16 protein-coding genes and 1 other RNA gene are annotated in these 18,190 nt (G+C 33.5%); 13 read left to right on the top strand and 4 right to left on the bottom strand.

All coding sequences use genetic code 11. The features are described from left to right. From B0I10_RS00670 to B0I10_RS00630, 9 genes are all read left to right on the top strand, one after another. On the top strand, nt 1-174 hold the full coding sequence (locus B0I10_RS00670) for a CcoQ/FixQ family Cbb3-type cytochrome c oxidase assembly chaperone (protein ID WP_112084561.1): 174 nt from the start codon (nt 1-3) through the stop codon (nt 172-174). Between the two features lie 22 nt (nt 175-196). Next, entirely contained in the window at nt 197-1,138 is a 942-nt protein-coding gene (locus B0I10_RS00665; protein WP_112084560.1) for a cbb3-type cytochrome c oxidase N-terminal domain-containing protein, read from the top strand. Nucleotides 1,139-1,189: 51 nt separating this feature from the next. Beyond that, nucleotides 1,190-2,608, top strand: a complete 1,419-nt coding sequence (gene ccoG, locus B0I10_RS00660) for a cytochrome c oxidase accessory protein CcoG (protein ID WP_112084559.1) — start codon at nt 1,190-1,192, stop codon at nt 2,606-2,608. Between the two features lie 50 nt (nt 2,609-2,658). Next, entirely contained in the window at nt 2,659-3,105 is a 447-nt protein-coding gene (locus tag B0I10_RS00655) for a FixH family protein (RefSeq protein ID WP_112084558.1), read from the top strand. Nucleotides 3,106-3,182: 77 nt separating this feature from the next. Continuing rightward, complete coding sequence (locus B0I10_RS00650) at nt 3,183-3,884, top strand: sulfite exporter TauE/SafE family protein (RefSeq protein WP_112084751.1); 702 nt, start codon at nt 3,183-3,185, stop codon at nt 3,882-3,884. 143 nt (nt 3,885-4,027) lie between these two features. Beyond that, nucleotides 4,028-6,157 (top strand): elongation factor G, encoded by a 2,130-nt coding sequence (locus B0I10_RS00645; protein ID WP_112084557.1) that lies wholly within the window; start codon nt 4,028-4,030, stop codon nt 6,155-6,157. Between the two features lie 109 nt (nt 6,158-6,266). Further along, nucleotides 6,267-7,877, top strand: a complete 1,611-nt coding sequence (locus tag B0I10_RS00640) for a tetratricopeptide repeat protein (protein ID WP_112084556.1) — start codon at nt 6,267-6,269, stop codon at nt 7,875-7,877. Nucleotides 7,878-7,992: 115 nt separating this feature from the next. Beyond that, a complete protein-coding gene (locus B0I10_RS00635; protein WP_112084555.1) occupies nt 7,993-9,465 on the top strand; it encodes a T9SS type A sorting domain-containing protein in 1,473 nt (490 codons plus the stop codon). A gap of 127 nt (nt 9,466-9,592) precedes the next feature. Beyond that, entirely contained in the window at nt 9,593-11,041 is a 1,449-nt protein-coding gene (locus tag B0I10_RS00630) for a T9SS type A sorting domain-containing protein (RefSeq protein ID WP_112084554.1), read from the top strand. A gap of 73 nt (nt 11,042-11,114) precedes the next feature. Here the strand turns inward: B0I10_RS00630 and hemN are convergent, their stop codons facing one another. Then, nucleotides 11,115-12,473, bottom strand: a complete 1,359-nt coding sequence (gene hemN / locus B0I10_RS00625; RefSeq protein WP_112084553.1) for an oxygen-independent coproporphyrinogen III oxidase — start codon at nt 12,471-12,473, stop codon at nt 11,115-11,117. Nucleotides 12,474-12,861: 388 nt separating this feature from the next. Here hemN and B0I10_RS00620 point away from each other — a divergent pair, with 388 nt between their 5' ends. Continuing rightward, on the top strand, nt 12,862-13,725 hold the full coding sequence (locus B0I10_RS00620) for a hydroxymethylglutaryl-CoA lyase (protein ID WP_112084552.1): 864 nt from the start codon (nt 12,862-12,864) through the stop codon (nt 13,723-13,725). Nucleotides 13,726-13,897: 172 nt separating this feature from the next. After that, nucleotides 13,898-14,398: a tetratricopeptide repeat protein gene (locus B0I10_RS00615; protein ID WP_112084551.1), complete on the top strand. Its 501-nt coding sequence runs from the start codon at nt 13,898-13,900 to the stop codon at nt 14,396-14,398. A gap of 35 nt (nt 14,399-14,433) precedes the next feature. Here B0I10_RS00615 and B0I10_RS00610 read toward each other — a convergent pair whose 3' ends face one another. Both B0I10_RS00610 and B0I10_RS00605 read right to left on the bottom strand, forming a co-directional pair. Next, nucleotides 14,434-15,057, bottom strand: a complete 624-nt coding sequence (locus B0I10_RS00610) for a putative polyvalent protein kinase domain-containing protein (protein WP_112084550.1) — start codon at nt 15,055-15,057, stop codon at nt 14,434-14,436. A 105-nt stretch (nt 15,058-15,162) separates the two neighbouring features. Further along, complete coding sequence (locus B0I10_RS00605) at nt 15,163-16,242, bottom strand: glutaminyl-peptide cyclotransferase (protein ID WP_112084549.1); 1,080 nt, start codon at nt 16,240-16,242, stop codon at nt 15,163-15,165. An 87-nt stretch (nt 16,243-16,329) separates the two neighbouring features. Between B0I10_RS00605 and ffs the strand changes: the two genes are divergently transcribed. Then, an RNA gene (ffs, locus tag B0I10_RS00600) (signal recognition particle sRNA small type) lies at nt 16,330-16,427 on the top strand. A 108-nt stretch (nt 16,428-16,535) separates the two neighbouring features. Next, nucleotides 16,536-17,531, top strand: a complete 996-nt coding sequence (locus tag B0I10_RS00595) for an enolase C-terminal domain-like protein (protein ID WP_112084548.1) — start codon at nt 16,536-16,538, stop codon at nt 17,529-17,531. A gap of 160 nt (nt 17,532-17,691) precedes the next feature. On the opposite strand, the gene B0I10_RS00590 is transcribed toward B0I10_RS00595, so the two are convergent. Beyond that, nucleotides 17,692-18,129: a hypothetical protein gene (locus B0I10_RS00590; RefSeq protein ID WP_146740282.1), complete on the bottom strand. Its 438-nt coding sequence runs from the start codon at nt 18,127-18,129 to the stop codon at nt 17,692-17,694. Nucleotides 18,130-18,190 lie beyond the last annotated feature (61 nt).

Here is an 18,190-nt window from a genome sequence, read left to right as displayed (position 1 = left end):
ATGCTAAAGTTTATCAAACACCATATGGATACGATTATAGGCATTGAAATATATCCTATCATTTCCTTGAGTATTTTCTTTTTATTCTTTGTATTGCTTTTAGTTTGGGTATTTTCCTATAGCAAAGAAGCAATTAATGAACTAGGAGAAATACCTTTAAAAGAAGATAATTAGTTAACCTTATCATACGTTAAAAATGAAAAAATTAATCCCATCATACGTTAGAGTTCCATTGATTTTTGCCCTTGTTATGGGTGCAATGGAATATTTTATAGACTCAGGAGACAAACCGGCATTTATAGAATACCCAATGGTTTCTTTATTTTTAGGAGTTTTCCTGTTCTTGTTGGTTGCCATCGAAATTGTAGTGAGTGCTGTGGATAAAGTAACTTATCACTTGCTTACCGATGAGCAGAAAAAACAATTAGAGGAAGTGCAGTCATTGCCCTTTACGGAAAGTGCTTTTTATCAAAGTTTGACAAAAAAATTAACCCGTTCCAAGGAAATGGAGGAGGAGCACGATATACTGTTGGACCACGATTATGATGGTATCAAAGAACTTGACAATGTATTGCCACCTTGGTGGGTGAATTTATTCTATATAACTATTGTTTTTGCTTTTGTTTATATGGTGAGATTCCATATCTACAATGATTACGACCAAGCATCAGAATTTGAAACTGAAATGGCTATTGCAAAAGCGGAAGTTGAAAAATATAAGTTAACTGCACCGGATCTAATGGATAAGGATAAAGTAACCTTATTAACAGATGCTTCTGATTTAGCTCAAGGTAAAAAGTTATATGAAGTAAATTGTGTAGCTTGCCATAAAGCAGATGGTGGTGGTTCGATTGGGCCCAACCTCACAGATGAACACTGGATTTTAGGAGGAGGTATAAAAAATGTATTTAATACCTTAATGGAGGGTGGTCGCGAAGGAAAAGGAATGGTGGCCTGGAAATCGACCATAAAACCATCCGATTTGCAAAAAGTAGCCAGTTACGTTTTATCAATGCAAGGAACAAATCCACCGGATGCAAAACCTGCAGAAGGCGATATTTGGGTCGATGAAAATGCACCAAAAACTGAGGTAGTTTCAGACTCTACTAAAACAGTGGCAGAAGTTGCCATAAAATAAAAAATACAAATCCCGTTTCAAAGCGGGATTTGTAAATTTAAAAGCCAAATCATGAACACCTTACCCGAAGAAAGTTTTAGAGACACGATCGGAACCATCAATAAAGAGGGAAAAAGGGCCTTTATTCTTCCAAAGAAACCCAAAGGTCCTTTTTATGATAAGAGAAAACTCGTAAGCTATTTTTTATTGGTTTTTTTAGTTTTAGCACCTTTTATTAAAATTAATGGGCATCAATTTTTGATGTTTAATGTATTAGAAAGAAGATTTACTGTTTTTAGTTTTCCGTTTTGGCCACAAGATTTTTATCTTTTTGTTGTTTCGATGATCATTGGGGTAGTTGGATTGGCTTTGTTTACTGTTGCTTTTGGAAGAATTTTTTGCGGATGGTTTTGTCCACAAACGATTTTTATGGAAATGGTTTTCCGCCGAATCGAATATTGGATTGACGGCGACAGAGGAGCTCAAATTCGTTTGCAAAAACAAGAATGGAATGCTGAAAAAATCAGAAAGAGAGTTACAAAATGGATTATCTTTTTTATATTTTCCTTCCTCATTGCCAATGTGTTTTTAGCCTATTTGGTTAGTAGCGACCGATTGTTATTAATGATTAAAGAAGGGCCGGCTTTGCACACCAGTACGCTCATTGCCTTGTTGATTTTTACAGGCGTATTCTATTTTATTTTTGCATGGTTTAGAGAACAAGTCTGCATAATTGCTTGTCCATACGGAAGAATGCAAGGGGTTTTGTTAGATAATAAATCCATCAATGTTGCGTATGATTATGTGCGTGGCGAAAAAGAATTAGGAAGAGCCAAATTCAATAAACAGGAAGACAGAGCAACAACCGGAAAAGGCGATTGTATCGATTGTAAACAATGCGTGCATGTTTGCCCAACCGGAATAGACATTCGAAACGGAACGCAGTTGGAATGCATCAATTGCACTGCTTGTATTGACGAATGTGATACAATTATGGAAGGCGTTGGGTTGCCAAAGGGCTTAATTCGTTATGCCAGTGAAAATGAAATTGTTAAAAAAGAAAAATTCGTTTTTACCACAAGAATGAAGGGTTATGCCGCAGTTTTAGTAATTTTAATTGGTGTTTTAATCGGAATGTTATTTTTGCGAAATGATGTGGAAGCCAACGTCTTACGATTGCCTGGACAACTTTTTCAACATAAAGGAGAAAATATTAGCAACGTATATACCTATAAAATCGTCAATAAAACAACAAAACAATTTGATGAAGTGACGTTTAAACTTATCGAACCAAAAGGTAAAATTATTTTAGTTGGCAAACCAAAAGTAAAAGTAAAACCGGACGGAATTGCCAAAGGAACATTGTTTATAGAAATTAATCCTGCCTATCTGGAAGGTGACAAAATAGAAATAAAAATAGAAGTATATGACGGTGAAGACTTAATAGAAACCACTACCACCAACTTCATGGGACCAAGAAGCTTTAACTAACACAGTAACTTAGCTACTCAGTAACTTAGCTACTCAGAAACTTAAAAAAAATGAAAATAAATTGGGGAATAGGAATCGTGATTGCAATAGTATTATTTATCTCATTTATATTGTATTTTGTAATCAAAGTACAGGTTGACTCAACTTATGATCATGATTTGGTTGTAGAAGAATATTACAAACAAGAACTTGTTTTTGAAAAACGAATGGAGAAAGAGCAAAATGATAAAAATTTAGCTCTTCCCGTTGAGATTATCGCTCAAGAAGATGGATTAAAAATCGTTTTCCCAACCGATATAGATGCCACAAAAATCAAAGGAAAAGTGTCCCTTTACCGACCGTCTAACCTGAAACTGGATTTTGAAGTTCCGATTTCGCTTTCCGGTTCACATTTGCTCATACCTAAAAACAATTTGGTGGGCGGTCGTTGGGACATTTCTATTGATTGGACGTATGAAGGAAAAGAAATTTTAACAAAGAAAACAATTTATTTATAAAAAGTAATAGGTTATAGGTGATGGGTAATTGGTTAAATTCATCACCCATCACCTATAACCAATTACCCATCACCCTAATGCTTTACACCGCTCTCATATTTGGTTTACTCAGCAGCTTCCATTGCATCGGCATGTGTGGCCCAATAGCCATGATGATTCCGGTTGATCGAAACAATGCAACCAAACGAGTTTTTCAACTTTTTCTTTATCATTTGGGTAGATTAACTGCATACGGAATGCTAGGCTTGTTTTTCGGAATTTTAGGAAAAGGACTTTTTCTGGCCGGATTTCAACAACAATTATCCATTTTGGTTGGGATTTTAATGATTCTTTTTGTCATTATTCCCGAAAGAAAATTAGCTCAGTACAACTTTTCTAAACCAATTTATAGATTAATTTCTAAAGTAAAAAGTCATCTGGGAGCTCAATTCAAAAAGAAAACATTTGATGCCTTATTTACCATCGGTTTATTAAACGGATTTTTACCATGCGGAATGGTGTATGCAGCACTTTTTGGTGCCATTGCCATGCAAAATGAATGGTTGGGAGCATCCTATATGATTCTATTCGGATTAGGAACCATTCCAATGATGAGTGCCGTGGTACTAATTTCAAATTTTATAACAGTACCGGTTCGAAACAAAATTCAAAAATTTATTCCCATCATGGTGATTATTATTGGCGGATTATTTATCATCCGTGGAATGGGATTAGATATTCCTTACATCTCTCCAAAAACAACGAGTTTAATCGTTCAGGCAAATCCGGATTGCCATTAATAAATTTTTTAGTTTTCCAATTTTTTTAGTAGACAACAACTCAAAAGGTTTGTCGGCTTTTTTGTGCTTATACCTGATTTTAATCATGTTTTTTATCCATAAAAAATCCGAAATTTATAGTATTAATTATAAAAAGTTAGGATATGTTACAGTTTGACAGCAAGCACGTAAAAAATGTGGTTTTACTCGGGCATACCGGAAGCGGTAAGACCACTTTGGCAGAAACCATGTTGTTTGAATCAGGTGTAATTAATCGCCGTGGTACCGTGGAAGATCAAAATACCATTGCCGATTATACCGATATTGAACACGAAAAAGGTAAAACACTTTTTTCAAAATTACTCAATTCGAAATGGAAAGGCTATAAAATTAATATCCTGGATACGCCTGGTTATGATGACTTATCAGGCGATATTATTGCTTCGATGCGAGTGGCAGAATGTGGATTAATGCTACTTAATGCACGAATGGGCGTAGAAGTGGGCACCGATATCATTTGGCAATATACCAACGAATTCAAATTGCCTACCATTTTTGCTGTGAACCAGTTGGATCATGAAAAAGCCGATTTCGATAAAACAGTAGCCGAAGCTAAAGCTCATTTTGGCAATCAAGTTGTCATTGTTCAATACCCGGTAAATCAAGGGCCAAATTTCAATGCGGTGATTGATGTGCTCAACATGGTCATGTATCAATATCCTCCTGAAGGTGGAAAACCGGAAAAATTGCCTATTCCAAATTCCGAAAAAGAAAAAGCCATTCAGTTACACAAAGAATTAATTGAAACTATTGCCGCCAATGACGAACAATTAATGGAAAACTATTTTGAAAAAGGCGAATTGAATGAAGACGAAATGAAATTAGGTTTACATCATTCCTTGATTAAACACGAAATTTTCCCTGTTTTTTGTATTTCAGCCAAGCAAAATATGGGTGGTGGTCGATTAATGGGTTTTATTGATAATGTTTGTCCGTCCGCCTATGAAATGCCACCGCAATTAACTATTGATAACCGTGAAATAGCATGTTCCGATAAAGGAAAAACAGCTATTTTTATTTATAAAACAATAGCAGAACCACATGTTGGCGAACTGAGTTTCTTTAAAGTCCTTTCCGGAACTGTAAAAGTAGGAGACGAATTAACTAATGAAGAGACCGGTCAAGTCGAAAAAATCATGCAGTTGTTTGAAATGGAAGGAAACAAGAGAATTGCTGTAGATGAATTAACTGCCGGCGATATTGGTGCGACTTTAAAACTAAAAAACACACATACCAACAACACGTTGCATGAAAAAGGATTTCCTATTGCCATTCAACCCATCCAATTTCCTACACCAACATTTACCATCGCAGTTGAAGGTACTAAAAAAGGCGAAGAAGAAAAATTATCATCCGCTTTACACCAATTAGTAGAAGAAGATCCTAGTATACAAGTAGAAGTTTCTGCCGAATTAAAACAAACACTTTTGCATTGTCAAGGAGAACTTCATTTGGCTATTATCAAGTGGAAATTAGAAAATACCTATAAACTATCAGTAAATTTCAATAAACCAAAAGTGGCCTACCGAGAAACCATTCAAACGGAAGCAGATACAACCTATCGTCACAAAAAGCAATCCGGTGGAGCAGGGCAGTTTGGTGAAATTTCGATGAAAATTTATCCGTGGACAGAAGATACGCCCGATCCAAAAGGCTATTCCATCCGAGGAAAAGAAGAAATTGAATTGCCTTGGGGTGGAAAATTAGTGTATTATAATTGCATTGTGGGCGGAGCTATTGACACACGTTTCCATCCGTCTATCCTGAAAGGTGTGATGGAAAAAATGCAAGAAGGACCACTCACCGGCTCACACGTACAAGATGTTTGTGTTGTTGTTTACGACGGAAAAATGCACGCAGTAGATAGTAACGACCTTTCCTTTAAAATTGCAGGAATGATGGCTTTTAAAGAGAATTTTGTAAACGCCAATCCGCAATTGTTAGAACCAATTTATACCACAATAATTACAGCTCCTGATGAAATAACCGGTTCGGTGATGAGTGCCATTCAATCGCATCGCTCTATGGTAGAAGGGATGGATGCGGAAGGACATTTCACTAAAATTAAAGCCTTAGTTCCAATTGCCGAAATGCATGAATTTTCAGCCGCTGTTCGTTCGCTATCACAAGGAAGAGCTAAAATAGCCATGGCGTTTTCGCATTATGATAAAGTGCCTTATGAAATTCAAAATGAGTTGATTAAATCATTCAAAAAAGAGTTACAAGAAGTGTAAATTCATAATGAACATTCTAAATTAAAGCTCGATATTTGTCGGGCTTTAATTTTTAAATAGTTATTCATAAAGAGTATAAATTAATTTTATTTAGATTTCGCAAAGTGATATGAAGTATAGAAACGTTTTCAGGATAGTCTTATTTTTCTTTTTTATAACTACAAATTTTGTTGCCCAAAACAAATCGTATGACTTAAAAGTAATTTGGGAAAATACTAAAAATGCTGATTCTATACGATTTAACGCTTTAGCTGACTATTATAAATTAAATAATCAAGCCCAACCGGATTCTACGCTCAAAGTATTGGATTACTACTACCAACTAGCCAAAGAAAAAAACAATACAAAGGAACTTTACAATGTTGCAAATGACAGAGGTGGTATTTATAGATTAAAAGGTGAATTAGACACTTCTATGAGCTACTATCAAGAAGCAGAAAAATTAGCAACAAAATTAAATGATTCCATTTTAAAAGCTGCAAATTTAGGTAATATAGGTAATGTTTATGCCAACAAAAAAGATTATAAGAAAGCGTTACAATACTTTACTAATTCATTAACGATTTATAAGAAAATAAAAGACAAAACAGGAGAATCGCGAATGTTAAGTAGCATAGGCAATGTGTACTTATACATACAAAATTATGATTTAGCTTTAGCGTATTATCAAAAGGCACTAACGGCTATTAAAAATAGTGATGTTCCTCCAAGAAGCATAGCGGTTATTTATATAAACATAGGTTGGACAAACTATGAATTAAAAAAGTACAAGGAATCTATAATACATTACGACAAAGCTCTAAAAATATTGGAGGTGACTAACGATAAGTTCTTTTTAGTCTCTTGTTATTCCACCTTGGCTAATATTTATATTGAATTAAATGAATTGGAAAAAGCCAATTTTTATGCTAAAAAAAATAGTTTCCTGTGTAACGAATTAAAAATAGAAGGTTATACCCTTGATAGTGAAATCATATTTGCAAAAATTGCTTTCAAAGAAGGAAATATTGCGGAGGCTAGAAAAAAAGGAGAAACGATATTGGCAGGTTTAGATATAAATTCTGGCCATGAAATAAAATTAAGTCTTTATGATTTATTATACAAATGTTATCAAGCTGAGAATAACCCCGAAAAATCTTTAGAAATGTTTCAGAAGTATACCATCTATAAAGATAGTATACAATTAGAAAAGAATAAAATATCACTTATAAGAGAAGTTATCAAAAATGAATTTGATGATATAGTTCAAGAAAATAAATTAAAAAACGAAAAAGAAAAGGCAGAACTTGAATTAAAACAATTAAAAAAAACCTATGGAATTATTATTGGCTCATTAATTTTAATTGGGCTAATTACTTTATATTTCAATAGAAACTTAAAAAGGAATAGAAAAAAAAGAGATGAATTGCTTCAGGAAATCGAAAAACTTAAAAATAATGAGGTAAATGCTCTTGTGGTAAATCCACATGAATTTCAATTAGTAAGAGAAAAGATAGAAAATTTCATCCAACGAAAGTTAAACGATACCGACTGGAACGTGCTTAATATCTTATTAAAAGAACCGGATATTTCTAACAAAGAACTTGCTGAAAAAGCATTTTTGAGTGTGGATGGTATTGGATCTGCACTTCGAAGAATGTATATTTATTTTGATATTAAAGAATCAAAGTACAAAAAAATCGCTCTTATCACGGAAGCTATAAAAATTTCAAATCATTAATAGTAAATAATTTAAGTTTATTACATGTAAATTTCACTCCTGAACGTGAAAGATTATATAAAAGGATAGTTGAATTTTGTTTAAAGAATTAATTCAACCCCTTAAAACTTAAACTATGAAAAAAATTACATTATTTTTATTATTTACTTCATTCATCACTACTGCACAATGGAACCAATTAGGCACAAATATTAATGGGCAAGCCACAAATGAACAATCTGGTAGTTCAAGCAAATTAAATGCTGACGGTACTGTTTTAGTTGTAAGTGCTCCTCGGGCGATGGACAACGGAATTATGACAGGTAAAGTCAGAGTTTTTACTTGGAATGGCTCTAATTGGATACAACGAGGTAATGATATCATTGGTTCTGAACAAGGTGATATTTTTGGTGAACGTGTAAGCATAAGTGCTGATGGAAATATAATTGTAATTGGAGCTCCAAGTTATCTAAATCCAGCATATTTAAGTCCAACTGGTCCAACTGGATATACCCGAGTTTTTGAATGGAATGGTACTAATTGGATTCAAAAAGGAACTGATATTACAGGGTCAGCTCCAAATGATATAGCAGGAAGTGATGTTAGTATCAATGCAAATGGAACAATAATCGGGATTAGTTTTCCTGGTTTCGATGGAGCTAATGGAACAAACTGTGGAGCTATTCGTACCTATGAATGGAATGGAACTACTTGGTTGCAAAAAGGACAAGATATAGTAGGACCAAATGCAGACGCCTATATTGGTACAATATCCCTGAATTCAACTGGAAACATAATTGCTATTGGCAATGCAGGAGATGATACCGGAGGCACCAACGCAGGAAATGTAAAGGTTTATGAATTTAGTGGCAACAGTTGGATACAAAAAGGAAATACTGTAATAGGTAATAATTCTATATTACAAGGTCATGGTAGTACGTTAGCAATTGATGACTCCGGGACCAACTTTATAACAGGTGGTTTTTCTTTTACAAATGGTGCTTTAGGCTATGTGAAAGCATATTCATGGAATGGAACAAACTGGATTCCAAAAGGTGCAACTTTACCAGGAACTACTGGCAGTGATTTTTTTGGTACAGCGGTAGATATTAGTCAAGATGGTAATATCATAGCAGCTAGTTCATTAACCCTTCTTAATGGCTATGTTCGTGTTTTTAAATTTGTTGGAAGTTCTTGGATACAACAAGGTTCGGATATTTTAGGTGAAGCATCCGGAGACCAATTTGGAAGATCATTGAGTTTAAGTGCAGATGGAAGTATTCTTGCCGCAGGTACACCATTTAATGATGGTAACGGAAACAATGCAGGTCATGTAAGAGTTTTTGAAAACACTACACTTTCAACGGCTGGTTTTGAAAATAGCACTATTTCTTTTTATCCTAATCCAACAAACAATAGTGTGAATTTTTCTTCATCGGAAACTATTAAAAGAATTTCATTATACAATTTGTTAGGGCAAGAAGTTTTATCAAAACAAGTTAATTCTGATAGATTTAGTTTAGATTTGACCAACTTATCAAACGGAACTTACATTGCTAAATTAAATTCAAATGAAAAATTAGAGTCTACTAGAATAATTAAAAGATAGCTTTATTTTTTTCAATTTTAGTGTCATATTGATTAAAGAAAGATTTTTCACAACTACACGTGAAGTGATTTGTACTTTATATATAGATATTTGACATCAGTAAATACTAATTAAAAAATTTTGAGCTATGAAAAAAATCCTACTACTAAAAATCGTTTTTTTAATTTGTTCCGTTGGGTACACACAAACCTTAGATTTCACCTTAGCAAATCCGCAACCTAACTTAATGGAGGCATATGGCGGGACATTTGCAAGCGGTGATATAGATGGAGATGGCGATTTAGACTTGTTCATGACTGGAATAACTCCCCAAATATGGACTAGACTTTATAAAAATGATGGTGCTGGAAATTTTACCGAAGTAACTCACAATTTTCCTCGTTCAGGTAATAGTCAAGCATTCTTTAAAGACTTAGATGGTGATGGAGATTTAGATTTGTTTTTCTCTGGACAGGATCAACTTGCTCAAAAATTTGCAAATATTTATAGAAATGATGGCACGGGTAATTTTACTCTAGTACCTAATAATTTACCTGTATTTATTAAAGGAGCTGCAATTGCAGACGTGGATAATGATGGTGACCAAGACTTGGTTATTACTACTTCTACTGTTGCAGGAATTTATCTTAATAATGGAAACGCAGTTTTCACGGCACAAGGAAACTCCGTTTTTACTCCAGTAGATGGAATTGCACAAATTATTGATATAGATAACGATGGAGACCAAGATGTTATTATTTCTGGTTCAAATACCATTAAATTATATCAAAATAATGGTTCTGGTGTATATACTTTAAACACAAATACAACATTCCCAGCAATTTCTGCTGCAGGTATTGAAGTGGCTGATACCGATAATGATGGAGATTTAGATTTACTTATCAATGGTAATACACAAAACTTATTATATATCAATAATGGAACAGGAGTTTTTACACAAATTGCTACTACTATTCAACAAACTTTTGCAGGGAAAAATGCCTTTGCTGATTTGGATAACGATGGAGACCAAGACTTACTAATAGTGGGTAGTCAAGCTGGTGGTTTGCCGAACATTTTCAATATTCTTTATAGAAATGACGGGAATAATACATTTGTCCAAACCCAAATTTTGGGTGGTGAATATATTGCCGATTGTATAATAGATGATTTTAATGGAGATGGACTAAAAGATATTATTATACAAGGATTTGTAGATAAAACAAATGTCTATTGGAATACATCTACAACATTAAGTACTTCTGAAATAGCTTCAAATCAAGAAGTAAACTTTTATCCCAATCCAGCAAAAGATTTTGTTTATTTTAATTTAAATGAAACAATCGAAAGTCTATCGCTTTATAATTTAGTGGGGCAAGAAGTAGTGTCAAAACAAGTAAATGATGAAAATTTCTCATTGGATATTAGTCACTTGTCTGCGGGTACTTATATTGCAAAATTGAATAGTAATGGAAAATCCAAATCGATCAAAATAATTAAATTTTTAAAAAAAAGAATTTTCACCCTTGAAAAAGCGCCTTATGGAATTGAAAATGAGCTGATTAAGTCATTTAAAAAAGCATTGCAAGAAGTGTAAATTCAAAATAAGCAAACAAAAGTAAAGCCCGAAAAAAATTGGGCTTTTTAATTGTATAATCTATTAAATAGTTCTAAACCGTCATCGAAAACAACTTTGTTTCAGGCTTGTTTCGGTTCATCCGTAAATCAAAAGCCATGCAAATGTTGCGAATGTAGGGTTTTCCTTTTTCTGTTACAGTGAGCGAATGATTGGTGATGATGACTAATCCGTCTTCTTCCATTTCATGTAGTCGCTCCAATACTTGATTAATTTCAGAAAAATAGAAACCATATTCATGCCAAGAAGTATGCAATTGACACATAATATTCAAAATATGTTTACGAATAATTAAATCTTCATCGGTTAAAAGATGACCTCTAAAAACCGGTAATTCATTTTCTGCTAAACAAACATAATACTCTTCCAATGTTTTTACGTTTTGAGCAAAACTGTACCAACTATCGCTAATGGATGATAAGCCTAATCCAATCATTACTTGTGTTTTAGATGACGTATAACCCATGAAATTGCGATGCAGTTTTCGTTCTTGAAACGAATGATATAAACTGTCTGTTTCCAATGCAAAATGGTCCATTCCGATTTCGTGATAGCCATTTTCAGAAAGGCGTTTTTTACCTAATTCATATAACATCCTTTTTTCTTCATCTTTTGGCAAATCGTCATCTTTAAAACCACGTTGTCCATTTCCTTTAATCCACGGAACGTGAGCATAACTGTAAAATGCCAATCGGTCGGGTTGTAGTGAATTGGTTTTGTCGATCGTATCAATCACATCTTCAACAGTTTGAAACGGTAATCCGAAAATCAAATCATGACCAACTGAAGTATAACCAATTTCTCTCGCCCAAAAAGTCACTTTTGCCACATTATGAAACGATTGAATGCGATGAATGGCTTTTTGCACGGTTTCAGAATAATCTTGAACGCCAAAACTCACTCTGCGAAAGCCTAAATCAAATAATTTTTGAAGATGTGTTCGTGTAGTATTGTTGGGATGACCTTCAAAACTAAATTCGTGATTCGGGTGTTTAGTTGCATTTTCAAATAAACCGTTTATCAATCGTTCTAAATTTTCTGGCGAAAAGAAGGTCGGGGTGCCACCACCCAAGTGAATTTCTCTGATGATTGGTTTTTTGGGTAATAATTCGCAATACAATTGCCATTCTTTTAAAACGGCTTCTATATACGGATTTTCTACATCGTGGCGTTTGGTGATGCGTTTATTGCATCCACAAAACGTACATAAACTTTCGCAAAACGGTAAATGAATATATAAACTTATCCCTTCTGCAGTATTGCTCTGCAAAAATGACTTTTTAAGGGTTTCTTTCCAGTCGGCTACCGAAAAACCATCCTCATCCCAATAAGGAACGGTGGGGTAACTGGTGTAACGAGGTCCCGGAACATTATATTTTTGAATCAATGACATCTTTTATCGTTTTTAAACAGTAAAAAGTCAAGAATGAATGAGAACATTTTCCTCTTAACTTCTCACTATCGAAGTAAAATATAGTTCAAAAGTAAGCGGATTGGATGAAGAATAAAATGATAATTGTCATACGCTTTCTTTTGCCACATTTTTTACAATTCCTTCAATTTTCCACATCCGTGTTCCCTCTTAAACTTTTAACCCTCTAAACCATTTTATCAATTTTCCTAATTTTGCAAATCCGTGTTCCCTCTAAAACTTTTAACCCTTTAAAGCATTTTATCAATTTTCCTAATTTTCCAAATCCGTGTTCCCTCTTAAACTTTTAACCCTTTAAACTTTTAAACCCTTTTCAAATTCCAAAATACTTCCCTATATTTGAACACCTATGCAACCAGTAAAAATAATTGAATGTCCACGCGATGCCATGCAAGGCATTAAAACGTTTATTCCTACGGAAAGAAAGGTCACCTATTTGCAATCACTTTTGCGAGTTGGCTTTGATACATTGGACTTTGGGAGTTTTGTTTCACCAAAAGCTATTCCGCAAATGGTTGATACAGCTGAGGTTTTGGCTCGATTAGATTTGTCGCAAACCCGAAGTAAATTGTTGGCTATTATTGCCAATACAAAAGGGGCAGAACTGGCAGCGGTGCACAAAGAAATTCAGTATTTAGGTTTTCCGTTTTCGATTTCAGAGAATTTTCAGATGCGAAATACACACAAAACGATTGCGGAATCAATTGTAACCTTAAATGAAATTTTAGAAATAGCCGACAAATCTAACAAAGAAGTCGTGGCTTATTTATCAATGGGTTTCGGAAATCCGTACGGCGATCCGTGGAACGTGGAGATAGTAGGCGAGTGGACAGAAAAAATGGCAGGAATGGGCGTGAAAATTTTATCACTTTCCGACACAGTTGGCAGCTCAACCCCCGAAGTTATAGATTATTTATTCTCCAATCTCATCACAAAATATCCCGAAATTGAGTTTGGAGCTCATTTGCACACCACACCCGATAAATGGTTTGAAAAAGTGGATGCTGCCTACAAAGCCGGTTGCCGCCGATTTGATGGTGCCATTCAAGGTTTTGGTGGTTGCCCCATGGCGAAAGACGACCTCACCGGAAATATGCCTACGGAGAAATTACTATCTTATTTTACTACCCAAAAAGAAAATACCAACACCAGCCCGATGAGTTTTGAAAGTGCTTATAATGAAGCGACAAAGGTGTTTGGGGAGTTTCATTAGGAGCTGTTGTCTGTTGACAGTTGTCGGTTTTTCGTCACTTAGAATTAGGATTGCAATATTTTTTCAATAAATTAGTTCTATTATTGATATTAAAAATTAAGACGTGCATAAACTAACAGTTTTATTATTTCTACTAATTACAAATCTTTTCTTCGGACAAGAAAGTAAGTCAATGGAAGATAAAATTCTTTACGAAAAGGGTCAGGCTATTATAGCTCTTTTACATGAAGATTATTATTTCTTTGAAAATTTAAATTCAACTAATCTTGAGCGGAAAAAAGTAACACAAGAAACATATAATTTTATTGTTTCACAGGCATTGGTTTATTTTAATGATTTAATAACTAATTATCCTTATTCAGATTATTATGTGCTTGCTCTCTATGAGAAAGCTCATTTTGAATATCAACTAGACAATAAAAAAGCAGCGAAAGAAATGTTTCTTAGTATTTTGAATTTAGAAAATAACAAATGGAAATTTACGATTAATGACAGTCTAATGTCACTTGCAGCAATTGCAATTGAAGAACATGAATTTGAACAAGCTCTCCAATATTTAGATAGAAGAAAAAGCAATGGCCTTTTTTATTTTTGTGGTAATGAAAGAGAGACTACTGAAATAAGAATGAAAAACATGTATGATGAAATTCAAAAGGGTTTAAAAAAGAAATAGTTCAAATTTATTGGATACTAAAAAGGTAATCTGATTTATTTATAAAACTCTTCAGTTAAATAAAAAACAGTATCAATAAAATAGAGATTTCCTTCATAAGTCAAGACATTTTCATCATGTAAATCTTCTAAAATGATGCCCCATTCAGGATGATAATAATCATTGTTTTTTTTGTTTTTAAACCCATTTGCTTCTAAGAAACTTTTGACATTTTCTAAAGAAGTCACCTGATCAAACTTTATAAATGGCTGTTGTACGACTGCGTACAATACTGATTCAGATTCGTAAAACCCAATTAGTTTGTAGGCAGTATCTGGAAAGAAATAATTATTCAATAATAAGTTAGAAAAATAATCTTCCCATGTTTCATAATAAATAGAGTCGTTTAACTTAAAAACCTGAAATTCATCTTGAAGGTAAACTTTCTGTTCTGCACCGCTTGATACAAAAGAAGTTATATCAATTTCATTAAACCAAAAATTGTTTTCATCACAAAACCGACTTATAGTCGCTGTTTCTTGACTTTTGATTTGCTTTTTTTCTTTAGTCTTGCTACCTGATCCCTTGCTTCTTCTAAGGTAATTGGCAATCTTTTGGATAGCATCTCCATGCCTAACTTGGCTCTTTCCTGAAATGATATTCTGTAGTTCATGTTTCATGGAATTTTAACAAAGGTAAAACAAAATTCTTTTTTTTACAAAGATTGAAAATTTTGTCAATCGGTTTTTTCAGACAACTGAGAACGGAAAACCGACAACCGAAATCTATTCCTCCACCCTTATCTCAAACATTTTATCCCAATTCTTACCCGTTACAAAAAGTGTTTTGGTTTTCGGGTTATAAGCAATACCGTTTAACACATCAATATCCGGGTGTTGCGAAACCAATTTTTTTAAATCACCCAAATAAATTACTGATTCTATTGCTCCGTTTTTTGGATTAATGATGGCAATCGCATCTTTTTGGTATATGTTTCCGTAGATTTTTCCATCGATCCATTCTAATTCGTTCACCGATTTGATTTTATTGGCACCGGAATACACGTTGATATTTCCTTCAATTTGAAGGGATTCCGGATTTAAGAAGTAAATTTTCTCCGTACCATCTGATTGATATAGCATTTTTCCGTCGTTGCATAATCCCCAGCCTTGAATTCGTTTGGAGTAATTGAAACGTTTGATTTCTTTAAAAGTATCTGCGTCATAAATAAAACCAATTAAATTTTGCCAAGTTAATTGGTACACTTTATTATTTAAAATGGTTATGCCTTCTCCAAAGATTTCTTGTGGATGTTCTACTTTTTTATAGACTTCTCCGGTTTTGTAATTGGTTTTGCGTAAGCTTGAAATTCCTTTTAATCCGGTAGTATTTCCTGCTCCGTTTCCGGTTCCTTCGTACAAGGTGTCACGGTGAAACTCCAGTCCTTGCGTGTAGGCTTTGATGTCGTGTGGATAGGTGTTTACTAACGTATATTTAAGTAATTTGGGTTCTTTAATTGCAGAAATTAGTTCTATGCGGTGTGTCGCTTCGGCATAGTCATTTTCATAATAAACCAACGCTTTTAGGTTTTGGTAACCTAATTTTTCATCGGTTAATGTAAATTCGACGTTTTTTGCACCGGTAACAGTTCCCACTTTTTTATCATTAGCGAAATAAACAATGCTGTCTATTGTTTTGTTTTTGGTGTTTGAAATAGTCAAAGTAGCTTTTTCATCCGTTGAAAATTGTGCTTTTGATTGAGTAGTATTCAATAAAAACAAACCTGATTTATCTTTTTTTGAGTCTTCACAACTTGCAAAAAGAATGGCTAATAAAATGAATGAGAATAAGTTATAGTTTTTCATATGAATTTCTGAATAATATTGACAAATATAACAATTTGAATCGAACTATTTTCCTTGTAAAAATATAAAAAGATTGTATATTTGCAGTGGCAAGTCCTACACGACCAGCTCCTGCAAACTCCTCCAGGGTGGGAACACAGCAAAGGTATGTGGTTGTAGCGGTGCGATGTAGGTCGCTTGCCATTTTTAATCTGAACTCGTTTCAGATTCTTGTATCCAACTTGTTTCAGATTCTTTTGAGTGCAGTTCAACTCTTTCCTTTAAACTTTCAGAAATTTTCCTAATTACATCCTATGCAATTAAATTGGAAAATAGTGCACCACCAACTGAAAGAACCTTTCAAAATTGCTTACGGTGTTTATCATTTCAGAAAAGCGTTAATTATTTCAATCGATTTTAATGGAAAAACCGGTTTTGGGGAATGTACCGAAATTGATTATTATCACATTCATTTGGATGATTTTGTGAATGATTTAGAACGAATTCAGCCCATTTTCAGCAATTTTCTGATTGAACATCCATTTAATTTTTTCAAGAAACTTCAAGCTTTTTTATTACATCCTTTTTTACAATCGGCAATAGATTGTGCGTTTTGGGATTTGTATGGAAAGTTAGAAAACAAAACATTTGCTGAACTTAATCAAATAAAAATAACATATTTTCCTCCATCTTCCATTACGATTAGCATGGATGAGGAAGCCGTTCAGCTCAAGAAAATCATTGATTCGGATTGGGAATTTTGTAAAGTAAAAGTCAATTCGTGGTCTACTTCCTTGCGGGATAAATTGTTGGCTACAGGAAAAAAAATCAGCATCGATTCCAATGGCAGTTTTTCATTGGAAATATGTGAATTCATTCAAAATGATCCGCTTTCTGCAAAATTCTTATATTTCGAACAACCGATGCCAAAAGGTACAGATAATTACAGAAATTTATCGCAAACTAGTTATGCCAATTGGATGGCGGATGAAGATTTGCAAAGTATTGATGATTTGGAATTGTTACAACCTCATTACAAAACCTTGAATATAAAAGTGATGAAATGCGGTGGATTGACACCTTCTTTAGACATTATTCAAAAAGCAAAAGCAATGAATTTCAAAATTATGATTGGATGCATGACAGAATCAACAGTTGGTATTTCTGCTGGAATTGCATTAGCTTCTTTTGCTGATTATTTAGATTTGGATGGAGCTAATTTAATTGCGAATGATTTGTTTAATGGTTCAAAAATTGTGAATGGGGAAGTGGTTTTGAGCGAGGGTTCGGGGTTGGGAATTTTTTTGTGAAAGTTTAATAATTATTTTTTACAGTAATGTCTTTTTTTAGCTTCTGAAAGTATAAAGCAATTTTTAAATCAAATAAGGCAAACTATTACCTTTGCCTTTTGGATTTAAATTTTATTTAAGTATTGATTTACTTGGGTTAAGTTTTGGATTTTAGTTCATCTTAGTTTTGGACATCATCAATTTTGATTTTATCATTCCAAACATAATCACAACTATCATCTAAAACTATAACAACATCTTTATTCCAATATTCAGGTGTTGATTTTTTCAAAATGAAGTTTACAAAAATCATTTTGTTGCCGTTCTCATCAATTTCACCAAAATATTGTCTGTTATATTTACATAATTTATTATAATTCCAACATTTGTTTTCGGTTGATAATTTATTGCGTTTTATATCTTTTGATTTTTGATTTAATAACTTTTCAACCTCCATAATATTTTCTATTGTTGGAGTAAATAATTTATCAGTGTCTCTCACAAAATACTTGTTCTTATATTCCTTAGAAAATATATAACCTTTAAAACCTTTTCCTTCTACTAAAACTGTATTATTAAATACAAGTGATAATGTTATTAATGTTAAATAGGACATCATTGTTGAATATTTATTATGATTGTTGGTATAGTTTGTGCTTTACTTGAAATTGCTGATGCAG

Source organism: Flavobacterium lacus (assembly GCF_003268815.1).
Lineage (GTDB): Bacteria > Bacteroidota > Bacteroidia > Flavobacteriales > Flavobacteriaceae > Flavobacterium > Flavobacterium lacus.
The sequence above is the reverse complement of the archived record's forward strand: the minus strand, read 5'-3'. Positions and strand labels throughout refer to the sequence as shown.